A 24,197-nucleotide genomic window follows, 5' to 3' on the forward strand; every position below is an offset into this window, starting at 1 on the left:
AGTATAGATATTATGGTAATATTCACAGGTGATACTGTTGAAGAAGCAATTCAAACAGGGCTCAGTGATTTAGGGATTACACGGACCAAGGCCTCAATTAGGGTGCTGTCGCGTGGCAAGAAGGGCTTTTTGGGCTTCGGTAAGAAGCCAGCCCAGGTAGATCTCGAAATCATTAGTCGGACAACCGTTTCCCAAGCCGATCAAGAGATTGTCAGAAGTTTACCGCAGGCCCTGAGCAAGCGAGAAGCTTCGGAGGAGGCCCTCAAGCAAGAGGCGGCCGAGTCCCGTAAGGTAACCAGCATTATTAACTATTTGGAAAAACGTGGTCGAATCGTTAATGATAATGTTAAATCAGAAATGTTGGATGCTAGACGGTCCATCACTTCCGTACTCAGCGACCTACTGCCCGATGAAATCGTTGAGGAGTATCGTCGCAAGAAGGAAGAGTTGGATAAGGAAGGGCTGGATTGGGAAGATGAGCTAGAAGAAGATGCCATCGAGTCTGATGTGGAATCTAGCCAGGCTGACCAGACTGTCCAAGAAAGGGCGACTGCACCTGTGGAAGTCGCTTCAGCTGACCAAGAGGATTCCGCCCAAGCTAGCCATGAAGCATCAGAATCCGAGGCCTCTCAGACCCCTTCCCCTAGTGAGCAGCAAAATGCTGAATCAAGGGATCATAAGGATATTGAAGAGGCAACAGGCTCTGTAACAGCCTACCTAGAATCAATTATCTACGAGATGGATGTGGAGGCTAGTCTGCAAGCTAGCCATACCAGCCGTCAGATTACCATTCAGATTGAAACGCCAGAAGCAGGCAGAGTGATTGGCTACCATGGCAAGGTCCTCAAATCTCTTCAAGTGTTGGCTCAAAATTATCTCCATGACCATTATTCTCGCTCCTTGTCGGTCACTGTCAATGTCCATGATTATGTGGAACGTCGCACCGAAACCTTGATTAATTTTACCCATAAGATTGCTGAGCGTGTACTAGACAGCCATCAACCTTATCGCATGGACAGTATGTCCAACGATGAGCGCAAGGTTATCCACAAAACGATTGCTAAAATTTCAGGTGTGGACAGCTACTCAGAAGGCCAAGACCCTAAACGCTACGTTGTGGTCGTTCCAAGCCAACATGAATAAATTAAAAGAAGTCGAAAAGATTCGGCTTTTATTTTTTTGCTCAAGGGGGTCCTGAGTCAAATCTAATACTCAATGAAAATCGAAATTAGCCGAGGCAATGAACCGAAGACAGTACTGGGGTACGGCAAGGTGAGTTAACGATGGAAAATTTTGATTTTCGAAGAGTATAAAACCTGAAAGCCAGGCTAACAAAAGATGTCCCTTGTTCGGCTTTATTAGCGAACAGAGTGAGCTTAACCGGATATGGCTTGCTTGCTAGAAAGAAGAAAGAAGACTAATCGATTTAGAGTTCTTGGAATTTTTCATAACAACTAAAAACAAGGTTTGAAATTGAAGAGTAAATTTGAAGCTAGATTTTTGTTATTCAATTCCTTGGATAAATTTTTGGAAACGATAGGTGTCGAAATAAATATTGGATGCAACTAATTTATCAAACTCATCGAATTTCAGAAATTCTGCGACATCCAGTTCTAGTTCTTTTCCTTGAGGAGAATGTAGACGGTAGCGATTTATAGCTGAGACTGTTCGACCATCAACAAGTAATTGCTTCACTTCAAGATGCTGGCTCAAAGCATAGAATTGGCCTGCGCCTTGCAAATAAACATCACGTCCTTGTCGAATTTCTATACTATCGCACATGCCATAATCAAAGTTTTCAGCTACGAAATCTTCCCAGCCTCCCTCATTTACTGCCGTAAAATAGCTTTCTGCAAGTGTTTTTGTATCCATTTGGAACCTCCTGTAAAATAATTGGGCTAAGATGAATATCACGAAATATTTTGCCCACTTAAGAGTATACAAAAGGAAATATGACTACAGGTTGTCATATTGCTGAAGATTTTTTTTGAGAGTACTGACCAGTAGAGTTTGTAAGTGACTTGGAGATACGACCTTTACTTGATAACCAAAACTTAATAGTAAATCAAAAAATGCAGGAGTTAAAGCTCTGAATGCCTGAACTTTTATTATTTCGTCCTCGACTCTGATTTCTTCTTCCGTGAAGTGATCGTAGATTTTTGGAAGTGCAAATCTTGTAAAAACTAGTTCGATTTCTTCTCTTTGCCCCTCCACTTTATTTTTGGGGGGATTTAAAAAAAGCTCTAACACTTCTTGAGATAAATGTGGATAATTGAATGATTTTTCATTTATCTCCACTAGTTTTAGTTCACGAATTCGAGTTAATTTAAAAATACGAAAATCTAATCTTTCTAAGCAGTAGCCGATAACATACCATACATTCAGTTTATAGATTAATCTGTATGGGATAACTGTTCGCTGACTTTTCTCTTGTTTTTTCGAATAATAAGAAAAAGAAATCATCTGTTCAGTTTGTATCGCTTCCTCAATTTCTAGTAAAAAATTTGTATTAAGAGTCCAGGAACTGAGATCAAAGTAAAAAGGACTGTTTGCTCTTGTAATTTCTTGAGAAGAAAGCTTGTGTTCGATACTGTCAAGAATTGAATGACCAACGATTTTACTAACATTTTGGCTCATATTAATAATAAACTGTCTCTCTTCCTCAGTGAAAAAGTTTCTGTCTATCTTATAGTCGCTTGGTATATAGAAACCTCCCTTATCTCCACGTTCTGAATAGATTGGGATTCCCGCTAGACTGAGCGTATCCATGTCTCTGTATACTGTTCGAGTAGATATTTCAAACCTCTCTGCAATCTCTTTAGCTGTTATTCTCTTCTTGTTTAAAAGAGAAAGTAAAATATAGATTAGTCTTTCTAATTTCATTGTAGTAAATCCTCTTTTTTAATTTCAAATAGCACAAACTAAAAGAAACTATTTCAGTTATATTGTACAATAAGAAACCTAGCAATTCAAAAAGAAGGACTGTAGAGTTTAGAATATTAAGGATTAAAATGTTAGAAAAAGAATGGTCCAGAAGTAATTAGGCAGAGCAATCAAGAAATTTGCCTAAATTTATCCAACCGAATTATGTGAAGATTGCTATTTTCCGAACTGCAATCCTAGGTTTTTAGGTTAATAAATACCCGTGGTGCTAGTTATACTTAAAATATCCCAAGTTATAGGTTAGTATAATCTGTTCCAGCATTAGTTGAAGCCCAGCTAAGCCTCTGGCTAATGTTTGTTCAATTCCAAATAAGCGACAGAGTTCAGAGAAACGTGTTTCAATGGTTCTACGCATAGCTAATAACTCCCAACTGTTATGCTGGGCTGCTCCTTGCATATTTTGTCGCCAAGGAGTCCATAAGTGATACCCCCTCTTGATTAATTCCTCTTTGAGAGACTTACTAAGGTAACCTAAGTCTCCTAGAATAAAGGGTTGCCGACAGTCTTCAAGTAAGTCGTCGACAGCTCTGATATCATGAACGGAGGCTGGAGTGACAACGTAGTTCAAAATGTAGCCGGATAAGGTCACTAACATATGAACCTTAAAGCCATAAAACCACATCTGTTTAGACGCATTGTAACCAATATCTGCTAGGCTATTGAGGATTTTGACCCTATGATTGCGAACGGGTTGACAAAGAGGCAAGGGAAAGCTATCAATAATGACAATAGAATCTGCTGGTATTTGTTGGTTCAGGCCTTGTCGAATCAACTGAATGAGCCAAATCAGATTTGGGGATCGACGATTGAAGCGACTTCTTTCGAGTCTCTTTCCCAAGCAAAATAGATGACACATCTGGTAAAAGTGACGTTGTGACTTAATTCCCAACTCTGCCTGCAAAACAAGCAGGATTAGGATAGATTCATCAGAACAACGAGCCAATTTGACATTGTGCCTTTGTTTAATGGCTTTTGGGCAATAATTGTGATAGAACCAATGACAAATTTTGGACAATTGCTTCACCTTGTATTGTAAGTGATGACAATTAGCGGTATACTGTAAGTGGCTCATTTGGACAACCTCCTGTTTGATTTTTGCACTTACAGTATAGTCCAATTGGGCTTTTTTCGTAACTTTTTAACTAGCACCACGGGTGTCCCTTGTTCGGCTTTATTAGCGAACATAGTGAGCTTAACCGGAAAGGCAAACTTTTTTATTGAGTTTAAGAATTGGTTAATCGGCATCTAGACCAGATCTTAGGAACTTCGCACTCTGAGATGTTTTTTGGATTGTCTTTTCTCCGCTTACCTTGCGATTTTTACCGCTTGGCTAAATTTCGTCCATAAGGGTTAGGGTCTCTGCTAAGATAGGGTCAGGAGGAAAAAGTTATGTTAATTGAAACCAAGAATTTAACCAAGATATATGGCAAAAAGACTGTTCTAGAGAACCTCAATCTTGAGGTGAAAAAAGGACAGCTCCTGGCCTATATCGGGACCAATGGTGCTGGCAAGTCAACTACGATTAAGATTTTGACAGGACTCCTGGCGGCTAGTTCAGGCCAAGTCAAATTGGCCCCCGACCTCAAGATTGGCATGGTCTTTCAAGACAGCGTTTTGGACGATGAATTGAGCGTTCAAGCAAATCTAAAGAGCAGAGCAGGCCTTTATCATCAACAGGATCAGGCCTGGTTGGATGACTTGATTGTCCGCTTGGAAATCTCCGATATTTTGAAACAGGAGTATGGCACCCTCTCAGGTGGTCAGAAGCGCCGAGTGGATATTGCTAGAGCTCTCCTGACCAAGCCAGACCTGCTCTTCCTTGATGAGCCGACTACCGGTCTGGACATTCAGAGTCGTCGCTCTATCTGGAAGCTCCTGCGTCGCTTACAAAAGGAAGAGGGTCTAACCATATTTTTAACGACTCACTATTTGGAAGAGGCTGAAAATGCTGACATGGCCTATATTATTGACCACGGTCGCGTTTTAGCCCAGGGTTCAGCCCAAGATTTGAAGGCCAAGTATGCTAAAAACCGCCTCCTAGTTAAGACTGATAAGAGGGAAGCCTGGTCTGACCAAGCCTATCAAGAGCGAGAAGCTGGCTGGCTGGCCATTGAGGACTTAAGCCCACAAGAGGCTCTAACAATTTTAGCAAGTCATCAAGCGGTGATTTCTGATTTTGATTTCCAAAAGGGTGACATCAATGCTGTCTTTATGGCAGTAGCAGGTACTGTATTTAAAGACTAAGAAGGAGTTTAGCGATGTTTACGATGGCAAAAAGAAATTTACGACTTTATTTTCATAACAAGGCAACAGTCTTCTTCTCTTTAATGGGAGCCTGGATTGCCTTTGGCCTCTATCTGATTTTCTTGCAAAAAAATATGCAGGATGCCTGGTCAGGTACCAGCCATCCAGAGAAAATGCTGGATCAATGGATTATGGGAGGAACTCTAGCGGTGGCTTCAATTACCACAGTTTGGACCGGCATTGTTCGTCTGGTCAGAGATCGTGAGAGTCATAAATTGGATGACTTTCTTTTGACGGATACCTCGCTTTTCCAGTTGAATCTTGGTTATGTCATCTCCAGCGCAGTCATTGGAGTGATTATGCAGGTGCTGGTCTATCTGATTATGGCCCTCTATTTTAGCTGGCAGGACAGCCTGGCTTTTATCTCTTTGGAACAAGGTCTGAAATTACTTGGCCTCATGATTGCAAGTAGTCTCATGAGTGCTATTATTGGCTTGGTGGTCGTGCAGTTTATTAAGGCATTAGAAGTAGCTGAGCGTCTTAGTGTAATTATTGGGACGGCTTCTGGCTTCTTGGTAGGTGTCTATGTCCCGATTGGAACCATGCCAGACTTTGCTCAAAAACTTATGAAGGCTACTCCTTGGGCCTATGTAGCCTCTGCCTATCGCCAGATCTTGATTGGTGATCAGGTTGTTGATTGGCATCGACCAGGGATTAGTGTTCAAGAATACTTAGGCATTGGTCTTAAATGGAAAGAATTAACCAGCCTCAAGCAAGAATTTTTGGTAGTAGGTCTTAGCCTGTTGGCTGGTCTCTTGCTTCTTGGGTTGAGTGTACTTGCCAGAAAGTCCAAGCGGGTTTAAGGGATATATTTCGTGTAAAGGGGTTAAAGGAGGTTGAAGTAATGTTGGTCGCCAGTTTTGCGCTGATAGTAATACTTTGTTGCTTAGCCTATTATTATCTATTAGCTGTCTTACATATTAAAAATAGAAAATTTTATCACCCGATTTCTCAAGCGGTCAGTGATTACGGGGTGGGAGAGCATAGGCGTTACTTCCAATTAGCCGGTCTTGTCGTCTCTTTGAGAACAATTGCCCTAACTTTGGCTCTGGGCTTTTGGTCCTATCGTTTTCAGTTTAAACAGTCGGCCGTTCTCTTGCTCTTGTTAGCTTTAATTGGCTATCTTGGCGTAGCAGTTTTCCGACAGATATTGAAGGGGAAAAGCGGACGCTCAAGGGCCGTCTCCACCTCTTGTTTGCAATTGTTCAATTTACAGCTATCGCCCTAGTGCTCTTGAATTTTGAGGATGCCTTTCTTCCCCTGGGACATAATTTTTATCAACTTGCGCAGCTTTTAAAAATTTTGATCCAAATAGGTCTCTATGGTTTGGTGGCTGCCTGGGTTCTTCCTTTTTTGAAGAAGTATTTTGGCTTTTTTGAGAGAGGCTTTCTTTTCTCCAGTAATCTTTATTTCCTTTTGATAGCTCTTGCTATCCTTTGGTCCAATTGACAATTGCATAAGCTGGTCAAAAAGGTTAAGATAGAGAAAAACGAGGAGTTAGTCTATGCAGTACTACTTTGAAGAAAAGGAGAACCTGAAGTTAGACGAGGTGCAGGTTCTGGTTCAAAGTCAAAAAAGGACCAAGGAAGTTCAGGAAATACTAGATTATCTAGGAGCTTACGACCAGGGCGAGGTGACAGTCCTTCCCATCAAAACCAGTGATCGCATTGAAATGCTCAAGGTGGATGACTTGATATATGCTGATGTTGAAGGCGATAGCCTAATTTTGGAGACTAGCAAGGGGCGCATTTTGACCAATGACCGCCTCTACAAATTTTCACAGCGGCTGAACAATCCCGATTTTGTCCAGGTATCCAAGCACGCCCTGCTCAATATCAACCATCTTGAAGCCCTTGAAGCCAGCTTTTCGGGCAATATGCTGGCTATCCTGACAGGCAAACGCAAACTGGATGTTAGTCGCCGCTATTTGGTGAATTTAGAAAAACGCCTGGGCTTGTAAGAGAAAGTGTGATTACTGTGAAAATAAATTTCAGAAAATTAGTTTGGTATTTCTTGATTGGCATTGGTTTTGGCAGTCTGAGTTTTGTGGCTACCTTGTGGTTGGAAGGAACACAAAGTCAGACGGTCCCGCAAATTACTAATGTTATCTGGGTTAGCGGTCTTATCGGTATTATTTCCATGATTTTTGAGTTAGAAAGGCCCCCTTTTTTCTTTCGACTGATTCTGCATTTTTTCCTAGTATATGCTCTTGTCTGCCTGATGAATAATTTGAACCACTATTACTGGCCGATTCTTTCTTTTGAGTTACTGGGAAATTTTATGGTTTCCTATCTCATTATTTGGACAATCGTTTACTTCTTTTTAACTCGACGCCTAGGAAGGATTAATCAAAGGTTGGCTGAAAAAAGAGAGAAACAGTAGACCTTGACAAGCCTGACCGGTTTGTTATAAAATAGTCTGGTATGTTTAGTAACTGATCACATTATAGCCGGCTAAACGAATACGAAAATCTATGAGGAGGTATTCCAGGTGAAACGTACTTATCAACCAAGTAAGATCCGTCGTCAACGTAAGCACGGATTCCGTCATCGTATGTCAACTAAGAACGGTCGTCGTGTTCTTGCAGCACGTCGTCGCAAAGGACGTAAAGTCTTGTCTGCTTAATGACATAAAAACACTAAAAATCAGCCCTTACTCGAGGGGGCTGATTTTTTTGATGCTAAAATTATCCCCTAGCTTTATTAGTGACTTTAGTCCGTTTCGCTCCGCAGGTGCGAAACAAATAGGGGCTGGGCAAAAAGTCCTGAATTAACAAAATCGCATGAAATCTTTCGTTTAAAAACGCTGGTTTCATGCGATTTCTTATTTTTAAAACCTGAGAAAATTAGTGAGATTTTGAGCTTTTGCCCAGCTCCATGATTATAAGTGGAGGGGGGGAAACTCCTCTAAAGCCTCGTTTATAAAGAAGCGCTCCAGTTTTTATTAGAGTGCTAGGAAGACTAGTTTGCCCCACAGTATTGACAGTTTGTTGGCCCTCTTTTCCCTATCAGCTAGGTCTCAGGGCTGATTTTGGGCTTTTGTTTAATCTGAAAACGATTAACTGTCGCCAATTTGCAATAATATGGTAAAATAAGAAGACTAAAACTTGCAGTGAGAGGCTAGGTCTGGCTTTTGCTGGCTATTTGTCCTGGTGGCAGGGTTAGCTGTCTGCTACTGCAAATTCAAAGATGAGAGGGAAGGCAGACATGAAGGCCCATTGGCGATTCTTGTGGCGTACAGCCTTGTATTTTATTATTATTCTGATGTTATTGTATTTCTTTAGTTATCTTGGTCGTGGCCAAGGCAACTTTATTTACAACGAATTCTAGAAGAGGTTAGACTACTGTGATTAAAGATATGATTCAAACGATTGAGGCCTTTGCTCAGTCGCAGACGGATTATCCTGTTTATAATATTTTGGGAGAGGTTCATACCTATGGGGAGTTGAAGTCGGACTCTGATGCCCTAGCTGCCCAGCTCGATAGTCTAGACCTGCCAGCTAAATCGCCAGTCATGGTCTTTGGGGGCCAAGAGTACGAAATGCTGGCAACCTTTCTTGCCCTTTCAAAATCAGGTCATGCCTACATTCCGGTTGACCAACATTCAGCTCTGGATCGAATTGAGGCTATCTTAGAAGTGGCGCAACCTAGTCTAATTATTGCCATTGGGGACTTCCCCTTGGAGCAGGTGGACGCCCCTCTTCTCAATCTGGACCAGGTCAAGGCAGCCTTTGCTAAGCAGTCTAGCTATCAACTGACCCATCCTGTTCAAGGTGACGATAACTACTACATCATCTTCACTTCTGGAACGACGGGTAAGCCCAAGGGCGTGCAGATTTCTCATGATAACCTGCTCAGCTTTACCAATTGGATGATTAGCGACCAGCAGTTCAGTGTTCCTGAGCATCCACAGATGTTGGCCCAACCGCCTTATTCTTTTGACTTGTCGGTTATGTATTGGGCTCCAACCCTAGCCAAAGGGGGAACCCTCTTCGCTCTGCCTAAGGAAGTTATCGCTGATTTTAAAAAGCTCTTCGCAACCATCAACGAGCTGCCAATTGGGGTCTGGACTTCAACGCCATCCTTTGTGGATATGGCTATGTTATCGGATGACTTTAACAGCCAGACTCTGCCTGGCCTGACCCATTTCTATTTCGATGGGGAGGAGCTGACGGTTAAGACGGCCCAGAAGTTGCGGGAACGTTTCCCTCAATCTCGAATTGTCAATGCCTATGGCCCAACCGAAGCGACTGTTGCCCTGTCGGCCCTTGCGGTAACTGACGAAATGTTAGCCACTTGCAAACGTCTGCCGATTGGCTATACTAAGGAGGACTCGCCGACCTATATTATTGATGAGGCCGGCAACCCCTTGCCAAATGGTCAGCAGGGTGAAATTATTGTTTCTGGGCCTGCCGTATCCAAGGGTTATCTCAATAATCCTGAGAAAACAGCAGAAGCCTTCTTTGACTACCAGGGTCTTCCTGCCTATCATACGGGTGACCTAGGGAAAATGACCGATGAGGGGCTACTTCTATACGGCGGTCGGATGGACTTCCAAATCAAGTTCAATGGTTTCCGAATTGAATTGGAAGATGTGGCTCAGAACCTCAATAAGTCTCGCTATGTTGACTCAGCCGTGGCGGTTCCTCGTTACAATAAGGACCACAAGGTGCAAAATCTTCTGGCCTACATTGTCCTCAAGGACGGTGTTGAGGAGCAATTTGATAAAGCCTTAGACATCACTAAGGCCATCAAGGAAGACCTCAAGGATATTATGATGGACTATATGATGCCTTCAAAATTCCTCTATCGTGATGACTTGCCGCTGACGCCAAACGGCAAGATTGATATTAAGGGACTTATGAATGAGGTGAACAAGCGATGATTGGCTTTTTTACCTCTCTGCCTAAGTTGGAGGCCTATGGCAATCCCCAGTACTTCCTCTATATCATCTTAGCAGTTCTACCTATTTTCATCGGTCTCTTTTTCAAGAAACGCTTTGCGCCTTATGAGGCCCTGGTCAGCCTGGCCTTTATCGTCCTGATGTTGACGGGGAAAAATCTTAACCAGCTGACCTCCCTTCTTCTATATGTTATTTGGGAGACAGCCTTGGTCTTTACTTACAAGGCCTATCGTAAGCGTTCCAACGCTTCTGGAGTCTTTTATCTCTGGAGCTTCCTATCGGTTCTTCCCCTAGCCTTTGTCAAGGTGGCGCCGACCATTTCGCATGGTTTTGCCTCTCTCTTTGGTTTCTTGGGAATTTCCTATTTGACCTTTCGAGCGGTTGGGATGATTATTGAAATGCGAGACGGCGTGCTCAAGGAATTCACCCTCTGGCAGTTCCTGCGTTTCTTGCTCTTTATGCCCACCTTTTCAAGTGGACCAATTGATCGTTTCAAACGCTTTGATGATGACTACCAAAAAATCCCTGAGCGTGATGAATTATTGAATATGTTGGAGCAGGCTATCTATTGGATTATGCTGGGCTTCCTTTACAAGTTCATTATTGCCTACCTGGATGAAACCTATCTCCTCAATCCCATGAAGGAGAGTGCCCTTCAGATGGGTGGCCTCTTTAACCGTTATACCTTGGGTGTGATGTATGCCTATGGTCTTGATCTCTTCTTTGACTTTGCAGGCTACTCCATGTTTGCCCTGGCCATTTCAAATTTGATGGGGGTTAAGAGCCCGATTAACTTCAACAAACCCTTTATTTCAAGGGATTTGAAGGAATTCTGGAATCGTTGGCATATGAGTCTGTCCTTTTGGTTCCGTGACTTCATCTTTATGCGCCTGGTCAAGCTTTTGATTCAAAAGAAGGTCTTTGATAACCGCAATGTCACCTCTAGTGTGGCCTATATCATCAATATGTTGGTCATGGGTTTCTGGCACGGGGTGACCTGGTACTACATTGCCTATGGTCTCTTTCACGGAGTCGGCCTGGTCATCAATGATGCCTGGTTCCGCAAGAAGAAAAAAATAAACAAGGAAAGAAAGAAGAAGGGGCAAGAGCCTCTGCCTGATAACAAGTGGACCCAGGCCCTGGGAATCTTCATCACCTTCAATGTGGTTATGGTTTCCTTCCTACTCTTCTCTGGTTTCCTAGATGCTCAGTGGTTCAACAATCCGGTGATTAAACAGTAAGTAAAATTTTTTTGAAAGGAAATTCACTCTCAACCATAGAGGAGTGTGGTTTTCCTTGATAAGTGAGGTAAGAAAATGGATATTAAAGCAGATGTTATTGAAATTATTGATGATCTTTTCATGGAAGATGTGTCTGACATGATGGATGAAGATTTATTTGATGCTGGTGTACTTGACAGTATGGGAACGGTCGAATTGATTGTGGAATTGGAAAATCACTTTGACATCAGTGTTCCCGTATCTGAGTTCGGTCGCGATGACTGGAATACCGCCAACAAGATTGTTCAAGGGGTAACGGAGTTACGTAATGCTTAAACGTTTATGGCAAATTTTGGGCCCTCTGGTCTGTGCCATGGTCTTGGTTGTTGCCCTGATTGCTCTCTATCCGACTAAGCGAGAACATTCCTTCCAGGCAGAGAAAGATGACGCTGTGGCCTTGACAAAGATCAGCTTTAAGAGTCGCTCCAAAAAGGTTAGGGCCCTTAGTGATCCTAACCACCGCTTCGTTCCCTTCTTTGGGTCTAGTGAATGGTCTCGTATGGATGCCATGCACCCGTCGGTTTTGGCGGAAGCTTACAACCGAGGCTACACTCCCTACCTATTGGGGCAAAGAGGAGCAGCTTCTCTGACGCAATATTTTGGGATACAGCAGATTATTCCTCAGATGACTAAGAAGCAGGCGGTCTATGTCATTTCACCCCAGTGGTTTGTTAAGAAGGGGGCCAATGCTGCTGCCTTCCAAAGTTTCTTTAGCAATGACCAGATGGTTTCTTTCTTGCGTAGGCAAAGAGGGACAAGCTATGATCAGTATGCTGCGAAACGCTTCCTTGAACTTTATCCGGAATCATCTCTGTCTCAGATGATGGAAAAGGTAGCCAAGGGACAGGAGCTTTCTAAGGCGGATCGGGGCCAACTCAAATTGCGACAAAAGGTCTTGGAAAAAGAGGATAATTTCTATAGCCAGTTTGCAGTTAGCAGTCGCAATTATGACGATAAAATTGCTAAGAAGGCCGAGAGCCTGCCTAAGACTTTTTCTTACGAGACCTTATCGAATCGGGCTGATCAATTGGCGGCTAAGGCAACCGATAATAATCCTTTCAGGGTTTCTAATAACTTCTTTAACACCCGTCTTAAGGGGAATTATAAGGCCTTAAAGGGATCGCAGACGAAATTTGACTATACCCAGTCGCCAGAATTCAACGACTTGCAACTGGTTCTCCATCAGTTCGCTCAGATGGACACGGATGTGCTCTTTATTATTCCGCCTGTTAATAAGAAATGGTCTGACTATACCGGGCTAGATACCAAGAAGTACCAAGAGTCAGTCGCTAAAATCAAGTATCAATTGCAAAGTCAGGGCTTCAACCATATTGCTGACCTGTCTAAGGACGGCGACCGCCCTTACTTTATGCAGGATACCATCCACCTAGGTTGGAATGGTTGGTTAGCGGCTGATAAGTATATCAATCCTTTCTTGACCCAGAAACAAGCTCAACCCAACTATCAAATCAATGATGCCTTTCTTAGCCAAACTTGGGCTAATTATACAGGTCAACCTGATGATTTCAACAAATGAAGCCTGCTCCTATATCTAGGAATAGTGGCTGACCAATAAATTTATGACAAAGCTTTCTACTTAGTAGGGAGCTTTTTCTTAACTGAAAATCTAGGAACTTTTGAAGAGTATTAACATTGAAAGCCCCTAAATTCATTATGAGCAACAGCACCTTTATTGCTAATAATACTACTGTGACGAGAACACTAAGTTTTGCTTACTTCGTTCATCTTCAATCCCAAGAACAACTATAAATTTTCAGTCTTGATGGTTATCTAGTAGGAAGGTTCTGGTTTTGGAAACCTCATAGCGCTTAGGGGGGAGCTTTTTCGAAAAGGGTCAACTTGACAAAAGCTGGGAGCTTCTTATAATAGTTTTAAATCCTTTATTAAAAAGAATAGGAGTTTCTAACATGTCTATTAAGAAAGCCCTTCTTGGAGTTCTGGCTGTTTTTGCTACCGTCCTTCTAGTAGCCTGCCATGCAAGTAAGAATAATGCTAGCCAAACGGCGGATTTTCAAAAATTGACAGCAGGGAAGTCCGACTATCGGATTCACTTGGTTTATCAGGATGATAAGGTCTCGAAGATTGTCAGTACATCAACCGTCCTTTATTCAACGATTCATGCTGATTCGGCGGATGTGGCCAAACAAGAGATGGAGCAAAAGGGAGCCAGTAAGTATGATGGCATTAAGGGCGTTGAGCATAAGATTGATTACCAGGATGACCGTTTAGTCGAAAAGGTGAGTGTTGATGTCTCCAAGGTTGACCTCAATGCCAATGCTTCTCTCCTTGGTATAGTTGGTAAGGAAAATGGTAGGCTAGACCATATTAGCTTTCAACAATCTCAGCAAAATATCGAGGCTCAAGGTTATACCGAGGTCAAAGATGGTAACTACCAAAAGTTGAATTAATACTCAATAAAAATCAATCTAGCCGAGGCAAGGAGCAATGACATCAAGTCACTAATGTGACTGATGTCGCAGTAGGTATCTGCTATCTTTGCGCCACTTCGTGGCACAGCAGACAGCTAGTCACCCTTGCTGGGGTAGTAAGACAGTCCGGTGGACTGTCTTAGCCGACACCTTAAAATAAAAAGGTGTGAGGTGACGAAGGGTTTTGACAGCTGTCAAAGCCCTTCTGTCTTACTCCCAAACGGCAATCGCTATGGAGATTGCCTAGCTCCCTTACTAACCTCACAAAGTTAGTGAAATCGACCAACTTTGCTCCGCATCGCACGAACTGAAGACAGCTCAAAAGGTTTGGGAGACCTTTTGAGGTTGAAGATGCAGAAAGCTTCGCTTTCCTCAGTAAGTACGGCAAAGTGAGTTAACGACGCGACATGGAGTAAAAACTGTCACTATTACAGTTTTTATGAAATTAGTCAGGGATATAGAAAACTACACGTAGTTTTCGTAGTCACTCTAATGAGAAATCATAGAGTGACTTTATCCGTGGGATAGTTTTGATTCTTGAAGAGTATAAAGATTAGCAAGACAGAGTCCAGATAAGATTTGGGCTCTTTTTCTGTTGAAGTTTGTGCTAAAATAGAGCCATGGAAATTTTTGATACACACACCCACTTAAATGTGGAAAATTTTGTGGGAAAAGAAGCCGAAGAGATTGCTCTAGCCCGTGAGCTTGGCGTGACAAGGATGAATATTGTCGGCTTCGACCCACCCACCATCAAGCGGAGTTTGGAGATCTCGGCTCAGTTTCCTGAGCTTTATTCAACCATCGGTTGGCACCCGACCGAGGCCGGTTCTTACAACCAAGAGGTTGAGGATATGATTGTCCAAAATCTAGCTAATCCTCGGGTTATTGCCTTGGGGGAAATTGGTTTGGACTATCACTGGATGGAAGACCCAAAAGAAGTACAGATTGACGTCTTTAAGCGGCAGATTCAGCTGTCCAAAGACCACAACCTGCCCTTTGTTGTTCATACCCGCGATGCCCTTGAGGACACCTATGAGGTCATCAAGGAAGCTGGCGTTGGCCCTCGTGGTGGCATTATGCACTCCTATTCGGGTCCTCTGGACATGGCTCAAAAGTTTGTTGATTTGGGCATGACCATCTCCTTTTCGGGAGTGGTCACCTTTAAAAAGGCTCTGGATGTTCAAGAAGCGGCTCAAGGTCTGCCCCTGGATAAGATTTTGGTGGAGACCGATGCTCCCTATCTGGCTCCTGTTCCTAAGCGGGGGCGGGAAAATAAGACTGCCTATACTCGCTATGTTGTTGACAAGATTGCGGAGCTAAGAGGCTTGACCAGCCAGGAAGTGGCTGACGCTACTACCGCAAATGCTATGAGGATTTTTGACCTTGACTGAGAAGATTAAGATTCAAGAAGTTCTGGTGGTCGAGGGTAAGAGCGATACCGCCAATCTGAGACGCTTCTACGAGGTTGATACCTATGAGACCAAGGGCTCGGCCATCACGGATGAAGATTTGGAGCGGATTTCCTATCTCAACGACCTACGGGGGGTTATTGTTTTTACTGACCCAGACTATAATGGTGAGCGGATTCGCAAAATCATCATGCAGGCTGTTCCGACAGCCAAACATGCCTTCCTCAATCGTGACGAGGCCATTCCCAAATCCAAAACAAAAGGCCACTCCCTAGGGGTGGAGCATGCCTCTTTTGACGATTTGCAGAAAGCCCTGACAGGAGTTCTGGGGTCTTATGATGACGAAAATAATTTTGACATTTCTAAATTTGACCTGGTGCGACTGGGCCTTCTTATGGGCCAGGATAGTCGTCAACGTCGAGAATATCTCGGTCAAAGCCTACGCATCGGCTATTGCAATGGCAAACAGCTGCTCAAACGCCTAGAACTTTTTGGAGTGACCTTGGCAGAAGTGGAAGAGGCCATGGAAGGATTTAACAGCAAATAATGGACATTTCACCAGTTTATAGAATGAAATTATTGGAAAAAGTAGAAAAAGAAATTTGGAATACATTTAAAAGTTACGAAAAAGTTGACCAATATGTAAAAATGAATCAAGAAGTTTATGATGGATTTGGACATGCTGATTTTGATATTTCTTATTTTACCGATGGAAATAAGAAGGATAAGATTAATTTGGCTAAAACGCTAGAAAACATTACTATAGATATACCTGATAAATTAATCAAAATAGCTATTGATTTAGGACTTGAAACTCCGGATTTTATTCCGTCAATCCCAACTTTTAGAAATAAGTTGAAGGCTGATTATAAAAATGCCTCAGTAAGTTTTGAAAAGGCTTTTCAAAATATTGAAAAAGATCCTGCAGAATCAGTAGGTTATGCTAATTCAGTTCTTGAGAGTATCATGAAGGAAATTTTGAAGGATAGTAGATTTTCGGATATCAATGCTTCTAACTTAACGAATGGGAAATTAGTGAAAGCTATTTTAAAGAAGTTTGGGCTTGATCCTAGTTTAGGAATGCCTGACGAAATGAAAAGTATTGGAAGTTCCCTTACAACAGTTTCAAAAGCGATTGAAGATCTACGGAGCGATAAAACTTTATTTCATGGACAAAATTCTGATAAGTATCTCATTGGCCAACCACTGTATGCTTATTTCGCTGTTAATGCCTGTGTAACTGTTGGATTATTCTGGATAAACTTTTACGAAAATAAATTTTTAAAATTTGAAGTGGTTCAAGATGAGAGCTTACCTTTTTAGTTGAGCATATTAAAATATATGGAGAAGAGTAGTGATGAAATTCGATCCAGAAATTGCTAGAGATATATTGTTAGATATTGAAGAGTTACACCAAGTAAATACCCCATTTATGTTTCCTTCATCTGATAAATTCAATAGAGCAAATAAGTACGATTTAACCGTTATTGTTTATCATTGTGACAAGTTAGAAGAGGCTGGATTTTTGAACTGGGAACCTATCTATGGGAATAATCAATTTCAAATGGGCCTTGTAAATGGATTAACGTATCAAGGTCATCAGTTTTTAAATTCTGTCAGGAGTCCTAAGGTTTGGAGAGAAACAAAATCACGTGCTGAAAAGGTTGGTATATTTACCCTTGATTTTATATCTCAAACGGCTGCAAATGTCATTGCTGAGATAAGTAAAGGAAGAATATAAAAACACTTGAAAACTATTAAGGCATCACCCAGGAACTTACATCTTAATATGTTAAGGAGGGCCTCATGAAATATATGTATCTCTATCTCTTAGACACCATGGCTGACTGGGAGCATGGTTATCTCCTGCAAGCCCTAAGTTTACAAAATATGACGGAAGCTCATCAGTTAACTGTAAAAACAGTTGGCAAGACCAAGCAGGCGATTAAAACGGCGGGTGGCCTGACTCTTATTCCTGATGTCACCCTCGATGAAGTGGTTATGGAAGATGCAGCTGCTCTAGTGCTCATCGGTGCTGATACTTGGTTGGATGAGGAGCAAGAAAATGTCCTGACTTTGGCAGTAGATTTTCTGCAGTCAGGCAAGCTGGTTGCGGCTATTTGCGGGGCTACCTTGGGCTTGGCAGATAAGGGCTTGCTCAATAATCGTCCTCACACCAGCAATGCCCCCTTCTTTTTATCCAGTATGAGTGAAAATTATAGTGGACAAGCCTACTATCGAGATGATCTGGCAGTCAGCGATAACAATCTCATCACGGCAAGTTCGGCTGGTTCTCTGCTCTGGGCCAAATACATTATCGAAAAACTGGATTTATATTCGGCAACGACGATTGAAGCTTGGTATCGCTATTTTTCTACAGGAGATCCCCAGTATTACGGGCAACTCCTTGCCTCACTATCGGAGTAAGGGGAGGAATGTAGGATGGCTGTGGCAAACGATTTTGCTTACCTACCAAAAGTCAGCCTCATGACAGGCCTCTATTTTTAGACAGTAATATAAAAAACGCTCCAATGAGCGTTTTAGTTTAGCCTCAAATCAATTATTCCATCACTGAGACGATGGCTTCAGCAGATGAGAAATCCGGTAACTGTTCAAAGAAGTGAACAAATTCAGATGTTTGGTTGTGGCTATCAATAGCTGCTTGATCCTGCCATTTCTCAACAATCAAGAATTGATTAGAATCATCAAGGGATTGATAGAGTTGGTAGCCGCGGTTGCCAGCTTCTTGCCTAGAGGAAGCAATCAGAGGTGCGAAAGCATGGAGGAAGTCTTGGCGACTTTCTTCTTTAATGAAAAAGGTAGCATTGATGGTTTTCATGGGATTCTCCTATTCTTTAATCTGGCTAGGATTGTATACCTTTCTGGGGTCGCTGTCAAATGAGGGTAATTTTTTGAATAGGGGTATGGTAGAATAGGGGAGAAAAGAGGTTGATGATACTATGGCCAAGAAAATTATCTTACTTCGTGGTGTTACACCGACGGGGAAAAATCGAATTCCGAAAATGTCTGACTTAGTAGAAATCTTAGAGGCTGCCGGTTTCTTATCAGTTAAAACCTATATTCAAAGTGGTAATATTATCTTGAATACAGACTTGTCCGATGAGGCTATCAAAAGATTAGTTCATGATACAATTTTAAAGCAGCTTGGTGCTGACTTGTCTGTGATTATCAAATTACCAGAACAGTTGACGATAGCTGCTCAGGAGGATCCTTTTGATGCGACTTATGATGCGTCACGTATCCACCTTGTTTTTACCAATGATGACTGGTCTAAAGAAACTTTAGCAGATTTGACAGAAACAGATTTTGGTGATGAAGCCTTTGTGGTTGGCAGCGAATGCCTTTATTTATATTTACCACGAGAAGCCAAGAAAAAACGCCTCAATACCAATTTTTTAGAAAAGAAATTGGGTATCAGAGCTACTATGCGCAAATTGAGTGTGACAAGCAAACTCAGTGAGATGTAGCTAGATTAAAGGAGAATAAATATGTTAACTATTTTGTTCTTGCCTTTTATTGGGGTTCGGTTTGGTCTGCTTTCTTTTGTGAATAAAAAGGCTTTGAAGCGAGCTGCTCATTTTGCACCTGTCAAGGGAAATGAGCGAATTGCCTATATCGTTTATCAGCTGGCGACTCTGGCTCTTGCTGTGATGTCCCTGCTGTTACCAATCAAAAGTGACGGTTCTGTCTGCTTTTATCTAGGACTTTTTAGTTATATCTTGGGGTTGATTTTGTGTGCTGTTACCATGGTTCACTTTGCCTTCCCTGATCAAGCAGGCTTTAACCAAAAGGGTATTTATAAATTTTCCCGCAACCCGATTTACCTGTCCTATTTCGTGATTTTGATCGGAATGTCTTTGTTGGCCCAGTCTCTGATTTTCGGACTGCTGACGCTCATTTTTCAGGTGTCCGGCCATTGGATTATTTTGTCGGAGGAAAGATGGTGCAGGAAACAGTTTGGTCAAGCTTATGACCGCTACAGGAAAGCTGTCAGACGGTATTTTTGAAAATAGAGGAATTTATTATACATGAGAATCGCAGACTAGAGTGTGACGCGAGATTTTGGGGGTGTCATGCTTTTACTTTAGAAATCTCTGATTATCGGAGAACTTTTATCATAAAGGCAAAGGAGAAACTTATGAAATTATGGTATTCAAAAACAAGCCCCTACGCCCGCAAGGCTATTGTGACGCTGAGGCATCATCATTTAGAACAGAAAGTTAGTTTGCTTGAGACAACCATGGCCTTTGATGCCAAGGCTCCTCACAATGTCGACAATCCTTTGGGGCGTATACCGGCTTTTCAAACGGATAGCGGGCAGTGGCTTTACGGTTCTTATCTGATTGCGGATTATCTGGATCATTTTGGTCAGAACAGTCCCTTGATTCCAAGTTCCAAGAGCCGCTTGGCTGATGGGATTTTGGAAAATGCCATGATTGTGGTTGCTGAGCGCATGATGAGAAAAGAATCAGACTGGTGGCATAGCCGTCAAGAACAGCTCTTAGAGCGCTGTCTGCGCAGCTTTGCCCAATTAGAAAAAGACCTAGATGCTTTTGAAGATGATTTGAATATGGGAACGCTAACGGCAGTCTGTTTAGTTGATTGGTGGCTGCTGCGACAGTCGGTGCTGGGGGTTAACCTTGAAGACGAGCACCCGTTCCTGATTAAGTGGGCAGCCCAAATGAACCAGCGCTATCCTGAATTGGCAGATAGTTGGGCACCATTAGCATAAGAGAAAAAGTGCAGACTATAACATGGAAGACGCTGTCTGAAAATTTCCCAAAATGGATACAGTTTGCTTTACAGATTTTCCCTGCCCCAGTCATTTAAACCCATCATGAGTTTTAGAAGCTCTTGCCCTTTGGGGCTGAGTGAATACTGGGTGTGCAGTGGCCAAGTCTTAAAATCCTCTTTGATAATGAGATCCTCTTTGATAAGATCACCTAAGGAGCGAGTTAACATGGTTTTTGTAATCCCCTTAACATCCCGTTTTAATTGATTAAATCGGGCGGGCTGCTTCTGGGAAATGATCCAAAAGATTTGTAGTTTCCACTTTCCTGCTAGGCTGTCCATGACTCTCGTCAGACCGCAGTTCCAGTTGTTTCTTGTTTGCATAAGCATCTCTTCCTGATAGTCATAAAAAAGTGACTACTGTTTTTTTGTATTTGGCTCTATTATAATGAATTTATCTTAGAAGACAAGGAGAAAATCAGATGGAAACTTTTTTAGATTTTTTAGATGGTCGTCGTTCGGTTCGGCACTTTAATCCTAGAGATACTCTCCCTAGAAGCCTAGCACAATCAATCTTGGAGCACGCTAGTCAGGCTCCGTCGGGAAACAATTTCCAGCCTTGGCGAGTCGTTGTTGTTCGTGACAAGGAAAAACAGGCCCATTTAGCTCAATTAGCAGCAGGGCAGGTTCAGGTTAAAGATGCCTCAGCGGTCTTTCTAGTCTTTGGCGATAAATTGGCCTATGATTTAGATTGGTGGCAAGAGTTTCATCTTCAACGAGGAGCCATCTCTAGGGCTGAAGTTGCTGGTAAATTATCCCGAATAGAGGCTTATTTTAAACTTCATCCAGAGGATAAGGACTTGGAAGGGCTTCGATTGGACGTTGGTCTTTTTGCTATGAATCTTATGCATGTGGTGAGAAGTTTTGGTTATGATAGTGTTCCTATGCGAGGAGCTGATTTCACAGCCATAAAGGCCTATCTCCAGCTTCCAGAGAATTGGGAACCTATCCTAATGTTGCCGGTTGGAAAAGCCTTAACACCAGGGTATCCCCATGCCAGACGTCCCGTCAAAGACTTTACCAGATTTATTGATTAAAGTCTGCCCCAACCTGACAAGCCTATCTCCATCTTTATGGTATAATACAAGGTATGAAAATAGCAGACTACAGTGTGACTCGGGCAATTTTGGAGCGGCACGGGTTCACTTTTAAAAAATCCTTTGGTCAGAATTTCCTGACCGATACCAATATTTTGCAGAAGATTGTTGATACGACTGAGATTGACCAAAATGTCAATGTTATTGAGATTGGCCCCGGTATCGGAGCCTTGACCGAGTTTTTAGCGGAGCAGGCCGCTGAGGTTATGACTTTTGAAATTGATGACCGCCTGATTCCGATTTTGGCAGACACTTTGCGGGATTTTGATAATGTCACCGTCATCAATGAAGATATTCTCAAATCAGATTTGCAGACCCAGATTAAGAATTTTGCCAATCCCAACCTGCCCATCAAGGTAGTAGCCAACCTGCCCTACTATATCACTACGCCCATTCTCATGCATCTGATTGAGAGCAAGATTCCTTTTGCGGAGTTTGTGGTCATGATGCAAAAAGAGGTGGCCAATCGCATTTCGGCGGAACCTAACACCAAGGCCTACGGCAGCCTATCCATCGCCGTCCAGTACTACATGAGCGCCAAGGTGGCTTTTATCGTGCCTCGCACGGTCTTTGTCCCAGCCCCCAATGTCGATTCCGCCATTCTCAAGATGACCAGGCGTCCGGCTCCTCTGATTGCCGTCCAGGATGAGGATTTCTTCTTTGATGTGGCCAAGGCCAGCTTTGTCCATCGCCGCAAGACCCTCTGGAATAATCTGACTAATCGCTTCGGTAAGGAAGAAGCAACCAAGTCCAAACTCCAAGCTGCCCTTGAAATGGCAGAGCTGAAACCGAATATCCGTGGCGAAGCCCTCTCCATTCAGGACTTTGGCCGTCTAGCCGATGCCCTCTTGGATGCGGGCGTGAAATAGGCATCAACCTCAGTAATGTTCAGAAAGGAGAGTCTAATGACAAGACGAAAAATTTTATCCTTTATTTGTGCCCTAGTTTGGTTTTCTCAAGCCATCTTGCACCTGCTAATTTTATTTGGAGCTCCACTAGGCAAGCTCTTCTTTGGAGGTACCTATGAGGTCTTTCCGCTTTGGCTGCGGCCGGCCAACCTTGCCTTGTTTCTAGTTTGGGCTACAATTGGTTATGCCTACCTAGTTTATGGAGGACTTGTTAAGAGCCGCTGGCAGGCTAGCTATGCCCAATGGATTGTCCGATTAGCTACTGTTTTCATAGGCTTAGCAACAGTCTTCAATTTCTTTATTAGCACCAGTCCTTGGGAAAAATATCTGACTGGAAGTTTAACGGCCTTTATTCTTTTGCTCAGTCTCTGGCTAATTTCTTTGCCCCAGCGAACTCACACCTAAAAAAGCCAACCCAAGCGGGCTGGCTTTTGTCTATCTAAGGAAAGGACGGGATTTGAACCCGCGCATGAACAAAAGTCCACTTGCCGGATTTCGAGTCCGGTGCCGTACCAAGCTGGGCCACCTTTCCAAAAGTCCTCTTGACAATTAGTCCTAGTCTTGGTTGCTTTGTCTGGCAATGTCTCTGTGACTAGGCTCCTTGGCTAAGACCAATTGTCATTGAGGAAAAATAAAAGACATCAGTTTCGATGTCACTAATGCGGAGGAAGGGATTTGAACCCTCACACCCGTACGGGCACATGCGCCTGAAGCATGCGTGTCTGCCGTTCCACCACCTCCGCATATAAGACTATTATAGCGGATTTTCTGAAAATTGCAAGATTAAGTTAGCAGGAAGTCCGCGGTTCTAAGTTTCCTGTTAATTCCCAAAGTAAGTTCCAGTCAGGTGACAAAACTAGAAGTTAGTCTGAAACGTGTTTTTGTGGTGGAATTAAGTCTGAGACTTTTCTGTTAGAAAGAGGTCATCATGACATCACAAAAATACAAATCTAAGTTCTCAAAGTAAGTTCTAGCTAATGTCCAAAACTAGAACTTTGTCTGGGAATTTAGCGGTAGTCTGCGGTTCTTTTAGCAAAAAAAATTCGAGGTAGGTGGAAGCGTGGATATTAAAACTTGTCAATTTTTCCCTTTATACGGCCTGCTATTTCGCTCTTCCTGTCAAAGTTCAGGACAATCTTTGGCAAATAAAGTTTAGTCACATCTGACCCTTGCTTTTGTGGTATAATAAGCCCATAAAATTCACAAAGGAGTTCATTTGCAAGGTAGAATTATCAAGGCTTTAGCGGGTTTCTATTATGTGGAAGCAGGCGGTCAAATTTTTCAGACGCGAGCTCGAGGAAATTTTCGAAAAAAAGGCCAGACCCCCTATGTGGGTGATTGGGTTGATTTTTCGGCCGAGGAAAATTCCCAAGGTTATATTTTGAAGATTCATGAGCGCAAAAACAGTCTGGTGCGACCTCCCATTGTCAACATTGATCAGGCCGTGGTTATCATGTCGGCCAAGGAGCCTGATTTTAACAGCAACCTCCTGGATCGCTTTTTGGTGCTCTTGGAGCACAAGGGAATTAAACCGCTGGTTTATATCTCCAAGACCGACCTCCTTGAAGACGAGAATCAGATAAAAGCGATTGGTCAGCACTATCAAGCAATCGGTTATGAATTTTGCTGGTCGTTAGATCAACTCCTACCCAAGCTAAAAGGCCAAACCACGGTCTTTATGGGCCAGACCGGTGTGGGGAAATCTACCCTGCTCAATAAAATTGCTCCTGAGCTTGAACTGGAAACCAAGGCAATTTCTAATAGTTTAGGACGGGGCCGGCATACGACTCGGGCTGTCAGCTTCTATAATGTTCATGGAGGAAAGATTGCTGATACCCCAGGTTTTTCTTCCATTGATTATGAAGTTTCGGATAGTGCCCAGCTCAATCAAGCCTTCCCAGAATTTCGCAAACTGAGCCAGAATTGTAAATTTCGCTCCTGCACCCACACCCATGAGCCAGCTTGTGCTGTCAAGGCTGCCCTAGAGTCTAATCAGATTTGGGCCAGTCGTTACGATGATTACCTGGTTTTCCTTAGTGAGATTGAAAATCGTCGAGAAACCTATAAGAAAGTCATCAAAAGAAAGTAGGAT

Annotated in this window: 29 protein-coding genes, 2 tRNA genes and 1 pseudogene; 25 read left to right on the forward strand and 7 right to left on the reverse strand. The window is 42.7% G+C overall.

All coding sequences use genetic code 11. The features are described from left to right. Positions 1-12 precede the first annotated feature (12 nt). Positions 13-1,143, forward strand: a complete 1,131-nt coding sequence (gene jag, locus DYE66_RS03155; RefSeq protein WP_115324908.1) for an RNA-binding cell elongation regulator Jag/EloR — start codon at positions 13-15, stop codon at positions 1,141-1,143. A gap of 360 nt (positions 1,144-1,503) precedes the next feature. On the opposite strand, the gene DYE66_RS03160 is transcribed toward jag, so the two are convergent. The 3 genes from DYE66_RS03160 to DYE66_RS03170 all read right to left on the reverse strand — a co-directional run bounded on the left by DYE66_RS03160 (position 1,504) and on the right by DYE66_RS03170 (position 4,015). After that, positions 1,504-1,872 (reverse strand): nuclear transport factor 2 family protein, encoded by a 369-nt coding sequence (locus tag DYE66_RS03160; protein ID WP_002999401.1) that lies wholly within the window; start codon positions 1,870-1,872, stop codon positions 1,504-1,506. 84 nt (positions 1,873-1,956) lie between these two features. Beyond that, positions 1,957-2,883: a helix-turn-helix transcriptional regulator gene (locus DYE66_RS03165; protein WP_002999392.1), complete on the reverse strand. Its 927-nt coding sequence runs from the start codon at positions 2,881-2,883 to the stop codon at positions 1,957-1,959. Positions 2,884-3,151: 268 nt separating this feature from the next. Next, on the reverse strand, positions 3,152-4,015 hold the full coding sequence (locus DYE66_RS03170; RefSeq protein WP_044123889.1) for an IS982 family transposase: 864 nt from the start codon (positions 4,013-4,015) through the stop codon (positions 3,152-3,154). Between the two features lie 317 nt (positions 4,016-4,332). Between DYE66_RS03170 and DYE66_RS03175 the strand changes: the two genes are divergently transcribed. The 17 genes and pseudogenes from DYE66_RS03175 to DYE66_RS03255 all read left to right on the forward strand — a co-directional run bounded on the left by DYE66_RS03175 (position 4,333) and on the right by DYE66_RS03255 (position 17,715). Continuing rightward, positions 4,333-5,187: an ABC transporter ATP-binding protein gene (locus tag DYE66_RS03175; RefSeq protein ID WP_002999228.1), complete on the forward strand. Its 855-nt coding sequence runs from the start codon at positions 4,333-4,335 to the stop codon at positions 5,185-5,187. 14 nt (positions 5,188-5,201) lie between these two features. Further along, the gene (locus tag DYE66_RS03180; protein WP_002999453.1) at positions 5,202-6,050 is read left to right on the forward strand and encodes an ABC transporter permease; all 849 of its coding nucleotides are present in this window, start codon (positions 5,202-5,204) and stop codon (positions 6,048-6,050) included. Positions 6,051-6,091: 41 nt separating this feature from the next. Beyond that, a pseudogene (locus DYE66_RS03185) lies at positions 6,092-6,696 on the forward strand (DUF998 domain-containing protein). Positions 6,697-6,751: 55 nt separating this feature from the next. Then, positions 6,752-7,207 carry a LytTR family DNA-binding domain-containing protein gene (locus tag DYE66_RS03190; protein ID WP_002999258.1) on the forward strand — a complete coding sequence of 152 codons (456 nt, stop codon included), beginning with the start codon at positions 6,752-6,754 and terminating at the stop codon, positions 7,205-7,207. An 8-nt stretch (positions 7,208-7,215) separates the two neighbouring features. After that, positions 7,216-7,629 carry a DUF3021 domain-containing protein gene (locus DYE66_RS03195; protein ID WP_002999437.1) on the forward strand — a complete coding sequence of 138 codons (414 nt, stop codon included), beginning with the start codon at positions 7,216-7,218 and terminating at the stop codon, positions 7,627-7,629. Between the two features lie 108 nt (positions 7,630-7,737). Beyond that, a complete protein-coding gene (gene rpmH, locus DYE66_RS03200; protein WP_002885866.1) occupies positions 7,738-7,872 on the forward strand; it encodes a 50S ribosomal protein L34 in 135 nt (44 codons plus the stop codon). Positions 7,873-8,453: 581 nt separating this feature from the next. After that, positions 8,454-8,576, forward strand: coding sequence for a teichoic acid D-Ala incorporation-associated protein DltX (locus tag DYE66_RS03205; RefSeq protein ID WP_040804393.1), 123 nt, complete (start codon positions 8,454-8,456; stop codon positions 8,574-8,576). 28 nt (positions 8,577-8,604) lie between these two features. Then, positions 8,605-10,131 carry a D-alanine--poly(phosphoribitol) ligase subunit DltA gene (gene dltA / locus DYE66_RS03210; RefSeq protein ID WP_044123900.1) on the forward strand — a complete coding sequence of 509 codons (1,527 nt, stop codon included), beginning with the start codon at positions 8,605-8,607 and terminating at the stop codon, positions 10,129-10,131. Beyond that, positions 10,128-11,390 carry a D-alanyl-lipoteichoic acid biosynthesis protein DltB gene (gene dltB, locus DYE66_RS03215; RefSeq protein WP_002999409.1) on the forward strand — a complete coding sequence of 421 codons (1,263 nt, stop codon included), beginning with the start codon at positions 10,128-10,130 and terminating at the stop codon, positions 11,388-11,390. The genes dltA and dltB overlap by 4 nt, the downstream gene beginning before the upstream one ends. A gap of 75 nt (positions 11,391-11,465) precedes the next feature. Next, positions 11,466-11,705: a D-alanine--poly(phosphoribitol) ligase subunit DltC gene (dltC, locus tag DYE66_RS03220; protein ID WP_002962085.1), complete on the forward strand. Its 240-nt coding sequence runs from the start codon at positions 11,466-11,468 to the stop codon at positions 11,703-11,705. Further along, on the forward strand, positions 11,698-12,966 hold the full coding sequence (dltD, locus tag DYE66_RS03225) for a D-alanyl-lipoteichoic acid biosynthesis protein DltD (protein WP_002999231.1): 1,269 nt from the start codon (positions 11,698-11,700) through the stop codon (positions 12,964-12,966). Before dltC ends, dltD begins: the two co-directional genes overlap by 8 nt. A gap of 391 nt (positions 12,967-13,357) precedes the next feature. Continuing rightward, positions 13,358-13,858 (forward strand): DUF1307 domain-containing protein, encoded by a 501-nt coding sequence (locus DYE66_RS03230; RefSeq protein WP_002999441.1) that lies wholly within the window; start codon positions 13,358-13,360, stop codon positions 13,856-13,858. Between the two features lie 641 nt (positions 13,859-14,499). Next, positions 14,500-15,270: a TatD family hydrolase gene (locus tag DYE66_RS03235; protein ID WP_002999368.1), complete on the forward strand. Its 771-nt coding sequence runs from the start codon at positions 14,500-14,502 to the stop codon at positions 15,268-15,270. After that, a complete protein-coding gene (rnmV, locus tag DYE66_RS03240) occupies positions 15,263-15,835 on the forward strand; it encodes a ribonuclease M5 (RefSeq protein WP_044123902.1) in 573 nt (190 codons plus the stop codon). Before DYE66_RS03235 ends, rnmV begins: the two co-directional genes overlap by 8 nt. Further along, positions 15,835-16,611, forward strand: coding sequence for an abortive infection family protein (locus DYE66_RS03245; protein WP_002999413.1), 777 nt, complete (start codon positions 15,835-15,837; stop codon positions 16,609-16,611). The genes rnmV and DYE66_RS03245 overlap by 1 nt, the downstream gene beginning before the upstream one ends. Before the next feature lie 34 nt (positions 16,612-16,645). Next, positions 16,646-17,029, forward strand: coding sequence for a DUF2513 domain-containing protein (locus DYE66_RS03250; protein WP_019788005.1), 384 nt, complete (start codon positions 16,646-16,648; stop codon positions 17,027-17,029). Between the two features lie 65 nt (positions 17,030-17,094). Beyond that, positions 17,095-17,715, forward strand: coding sequence for a DJ-1/PfpI family protein (locus DYE66_RS03255; protein ID WP_002999268.1), 621 nt, complete (start codon positions 17,095-17,097; stop codon positions 17,713-17,715). Between the two features lie 133 nt (positions 17,716-17,848). Here DYE66_RS03255 and DYE66_RS03260 read toward each other — a convergent pair whose 3' ends face one another. Beyond that, positions 17,849-18,127, reverse strand: a complete 279-nt coding sequence (locus DYE66_RS03260; RefSeq protein ID WP_002999354.1) for a putative quinol monooxygenase — start codon at positions 18,125-18,127, stop codon at positions 17,849-17,851. Between the two features lie 121 nt (positions 18,128-18,248). Here DYE66_RS03260 and DYE66_RS03265 point away from each other — a divergent pair, with 121 nt between their 5' ends. From DYE66_RS03265 to DYE66_RS03275, 3 genes are all read left to right on the forward strand, one after another. After that, positions 18,249-18,776, forward strand: a complete 528-nt coding sequence (locus DYE66_RS03265; RefSeq protein WP_002999382.1) for a DUF1697 domain-containing protein — start codon at positions 18,249-18,251, stop codon at positions 18,774-18,776. A 21-nt stretch (positions 18,777-18,797) separates the two neighbouring features. Next, positions 18,798-19,316: a methyltransferase family protein gene (locus tag DYE66_RS03270; protein ID WP_002999320.1), complete on the forward strand. Its 519-nt coding sequence runs from the start codon at positions 18,798-18,800 to the stop codon at positions 19,314-19,316. Between the two features lie 131 nt (positions 19,317-19,447). Next, positions 19,448-20,041 (forward strand): glutathione S-transferase N-terminal domain-containing protein, encoded by a 594-nt coding sequence (locus DYE66_RS03275; RefSeq protein ID WP_002999378.1) that lies wholly within the window; start codon positions 19,448-19,450, stop codon positions 20,039-20,041. Between the two features lie 68 nt (positions 20,042-20,109). On the opposite strand, the gene DYE66_RS03280 is transcribed toward DYE66_RS03275, so the two are convergent. Then, entirely contained in the window at positions 20,110-20,424 is a 315-nt protein-coding gene (locus DYE66_RS03280) for a winged helix-turn-helix transcriptional regulator (protein ID WP_002999428.1), read from the reverse strand. Positions 20,425-20,522: 98 nt separating this feature from the next. On the opposite strand from DYE66_RS03280, the gene DYE66_RS03285 reads away from it, so the two are divergent. The 3 genes from DYE66_RS03285 to DYE66_RS03295 are packed head-to-tail and all read left to right on the forward strand — an operon-like array spanning position 20,523 to position 22,510. Then, positions 20,523-21,137, forward strand: a complete 615-nt coding sequence (locus tag DYE66_RS03285) for a nitroreductase family protein (protein ID WP_002999415.1) — start codon at positions 20,523-20,525, stop codon at positions 21,135-21,137. Between the two features lie 53 nt (positions 21,138-21,190). Continuing rightward, positions 21,191-22,066: a 16S rRNA (adenine(1518)-N(6)/adenine(1519)-N(6))-dimethyltransferase RsmA gene (gene rsmA, locus DYE66_RS03290; protein ID WP_115324910.1), complete on the forward strand. Its 876-nt coding sequence runs from the start codon at positions 21,191-21,193 to the stop codon at positions 22,064-22,066. 36 nt (positions 22,067-22,102) lie between these two features. Next, positions 22,103-22,510 carry a hypothetical protein gene (locus DYE66_RS03295; protein ID WP_002999359.1) on the forward strand — a complete coding sequence of 136 codons (408 nt, stop codon included), beginning with the start codon at positions 22,103-22,105 and terminating at the stop codon, positions 22,508-22,510. Between the two features lie 37 nt (positions 22,511-22,547). On the opposite strand, the gene DYE66_RS03300 is transcribed toward DYE66_RS03295, so the two are convergent. Then, positions 22,548-22,637 (reverse strand) — tRNA-Ser (locus DYE66_RS03300). Between the two features lie 128 nt (positions 22,638-22,765). Next, positions 22,766-22,848, reverse strand: a tRNA-Leu gene (locus DYE66_RS03305). 473 nt (positions 22,849-23,321) lie between these two features. Here DYE66_RS03305 and rsgA point away from each other — a divergent pair. Further along, positions 23,322-24,194, forward strand: coding sequence for a ribosome small subunit-dependent GTPase A (rsgA, locus tag DYE66_RS03310; protein WP_002999234.1), 873 nt, complete (start codon positions 23,322-23,324; stop codon positions 24,192-24,194). The last annotated feature ends 3 nt before the right edge of the window (positions 24,195-24,197 follow it).

It is taken from the genome of Streptococcus downei MFe28, assembly GCF_900459175.1.
Lineage (GTDB): Bacteria > Bacillota > Bacilli > Lactobacillales > Streptococcaceae > Streptococcus > Streptococcus downei.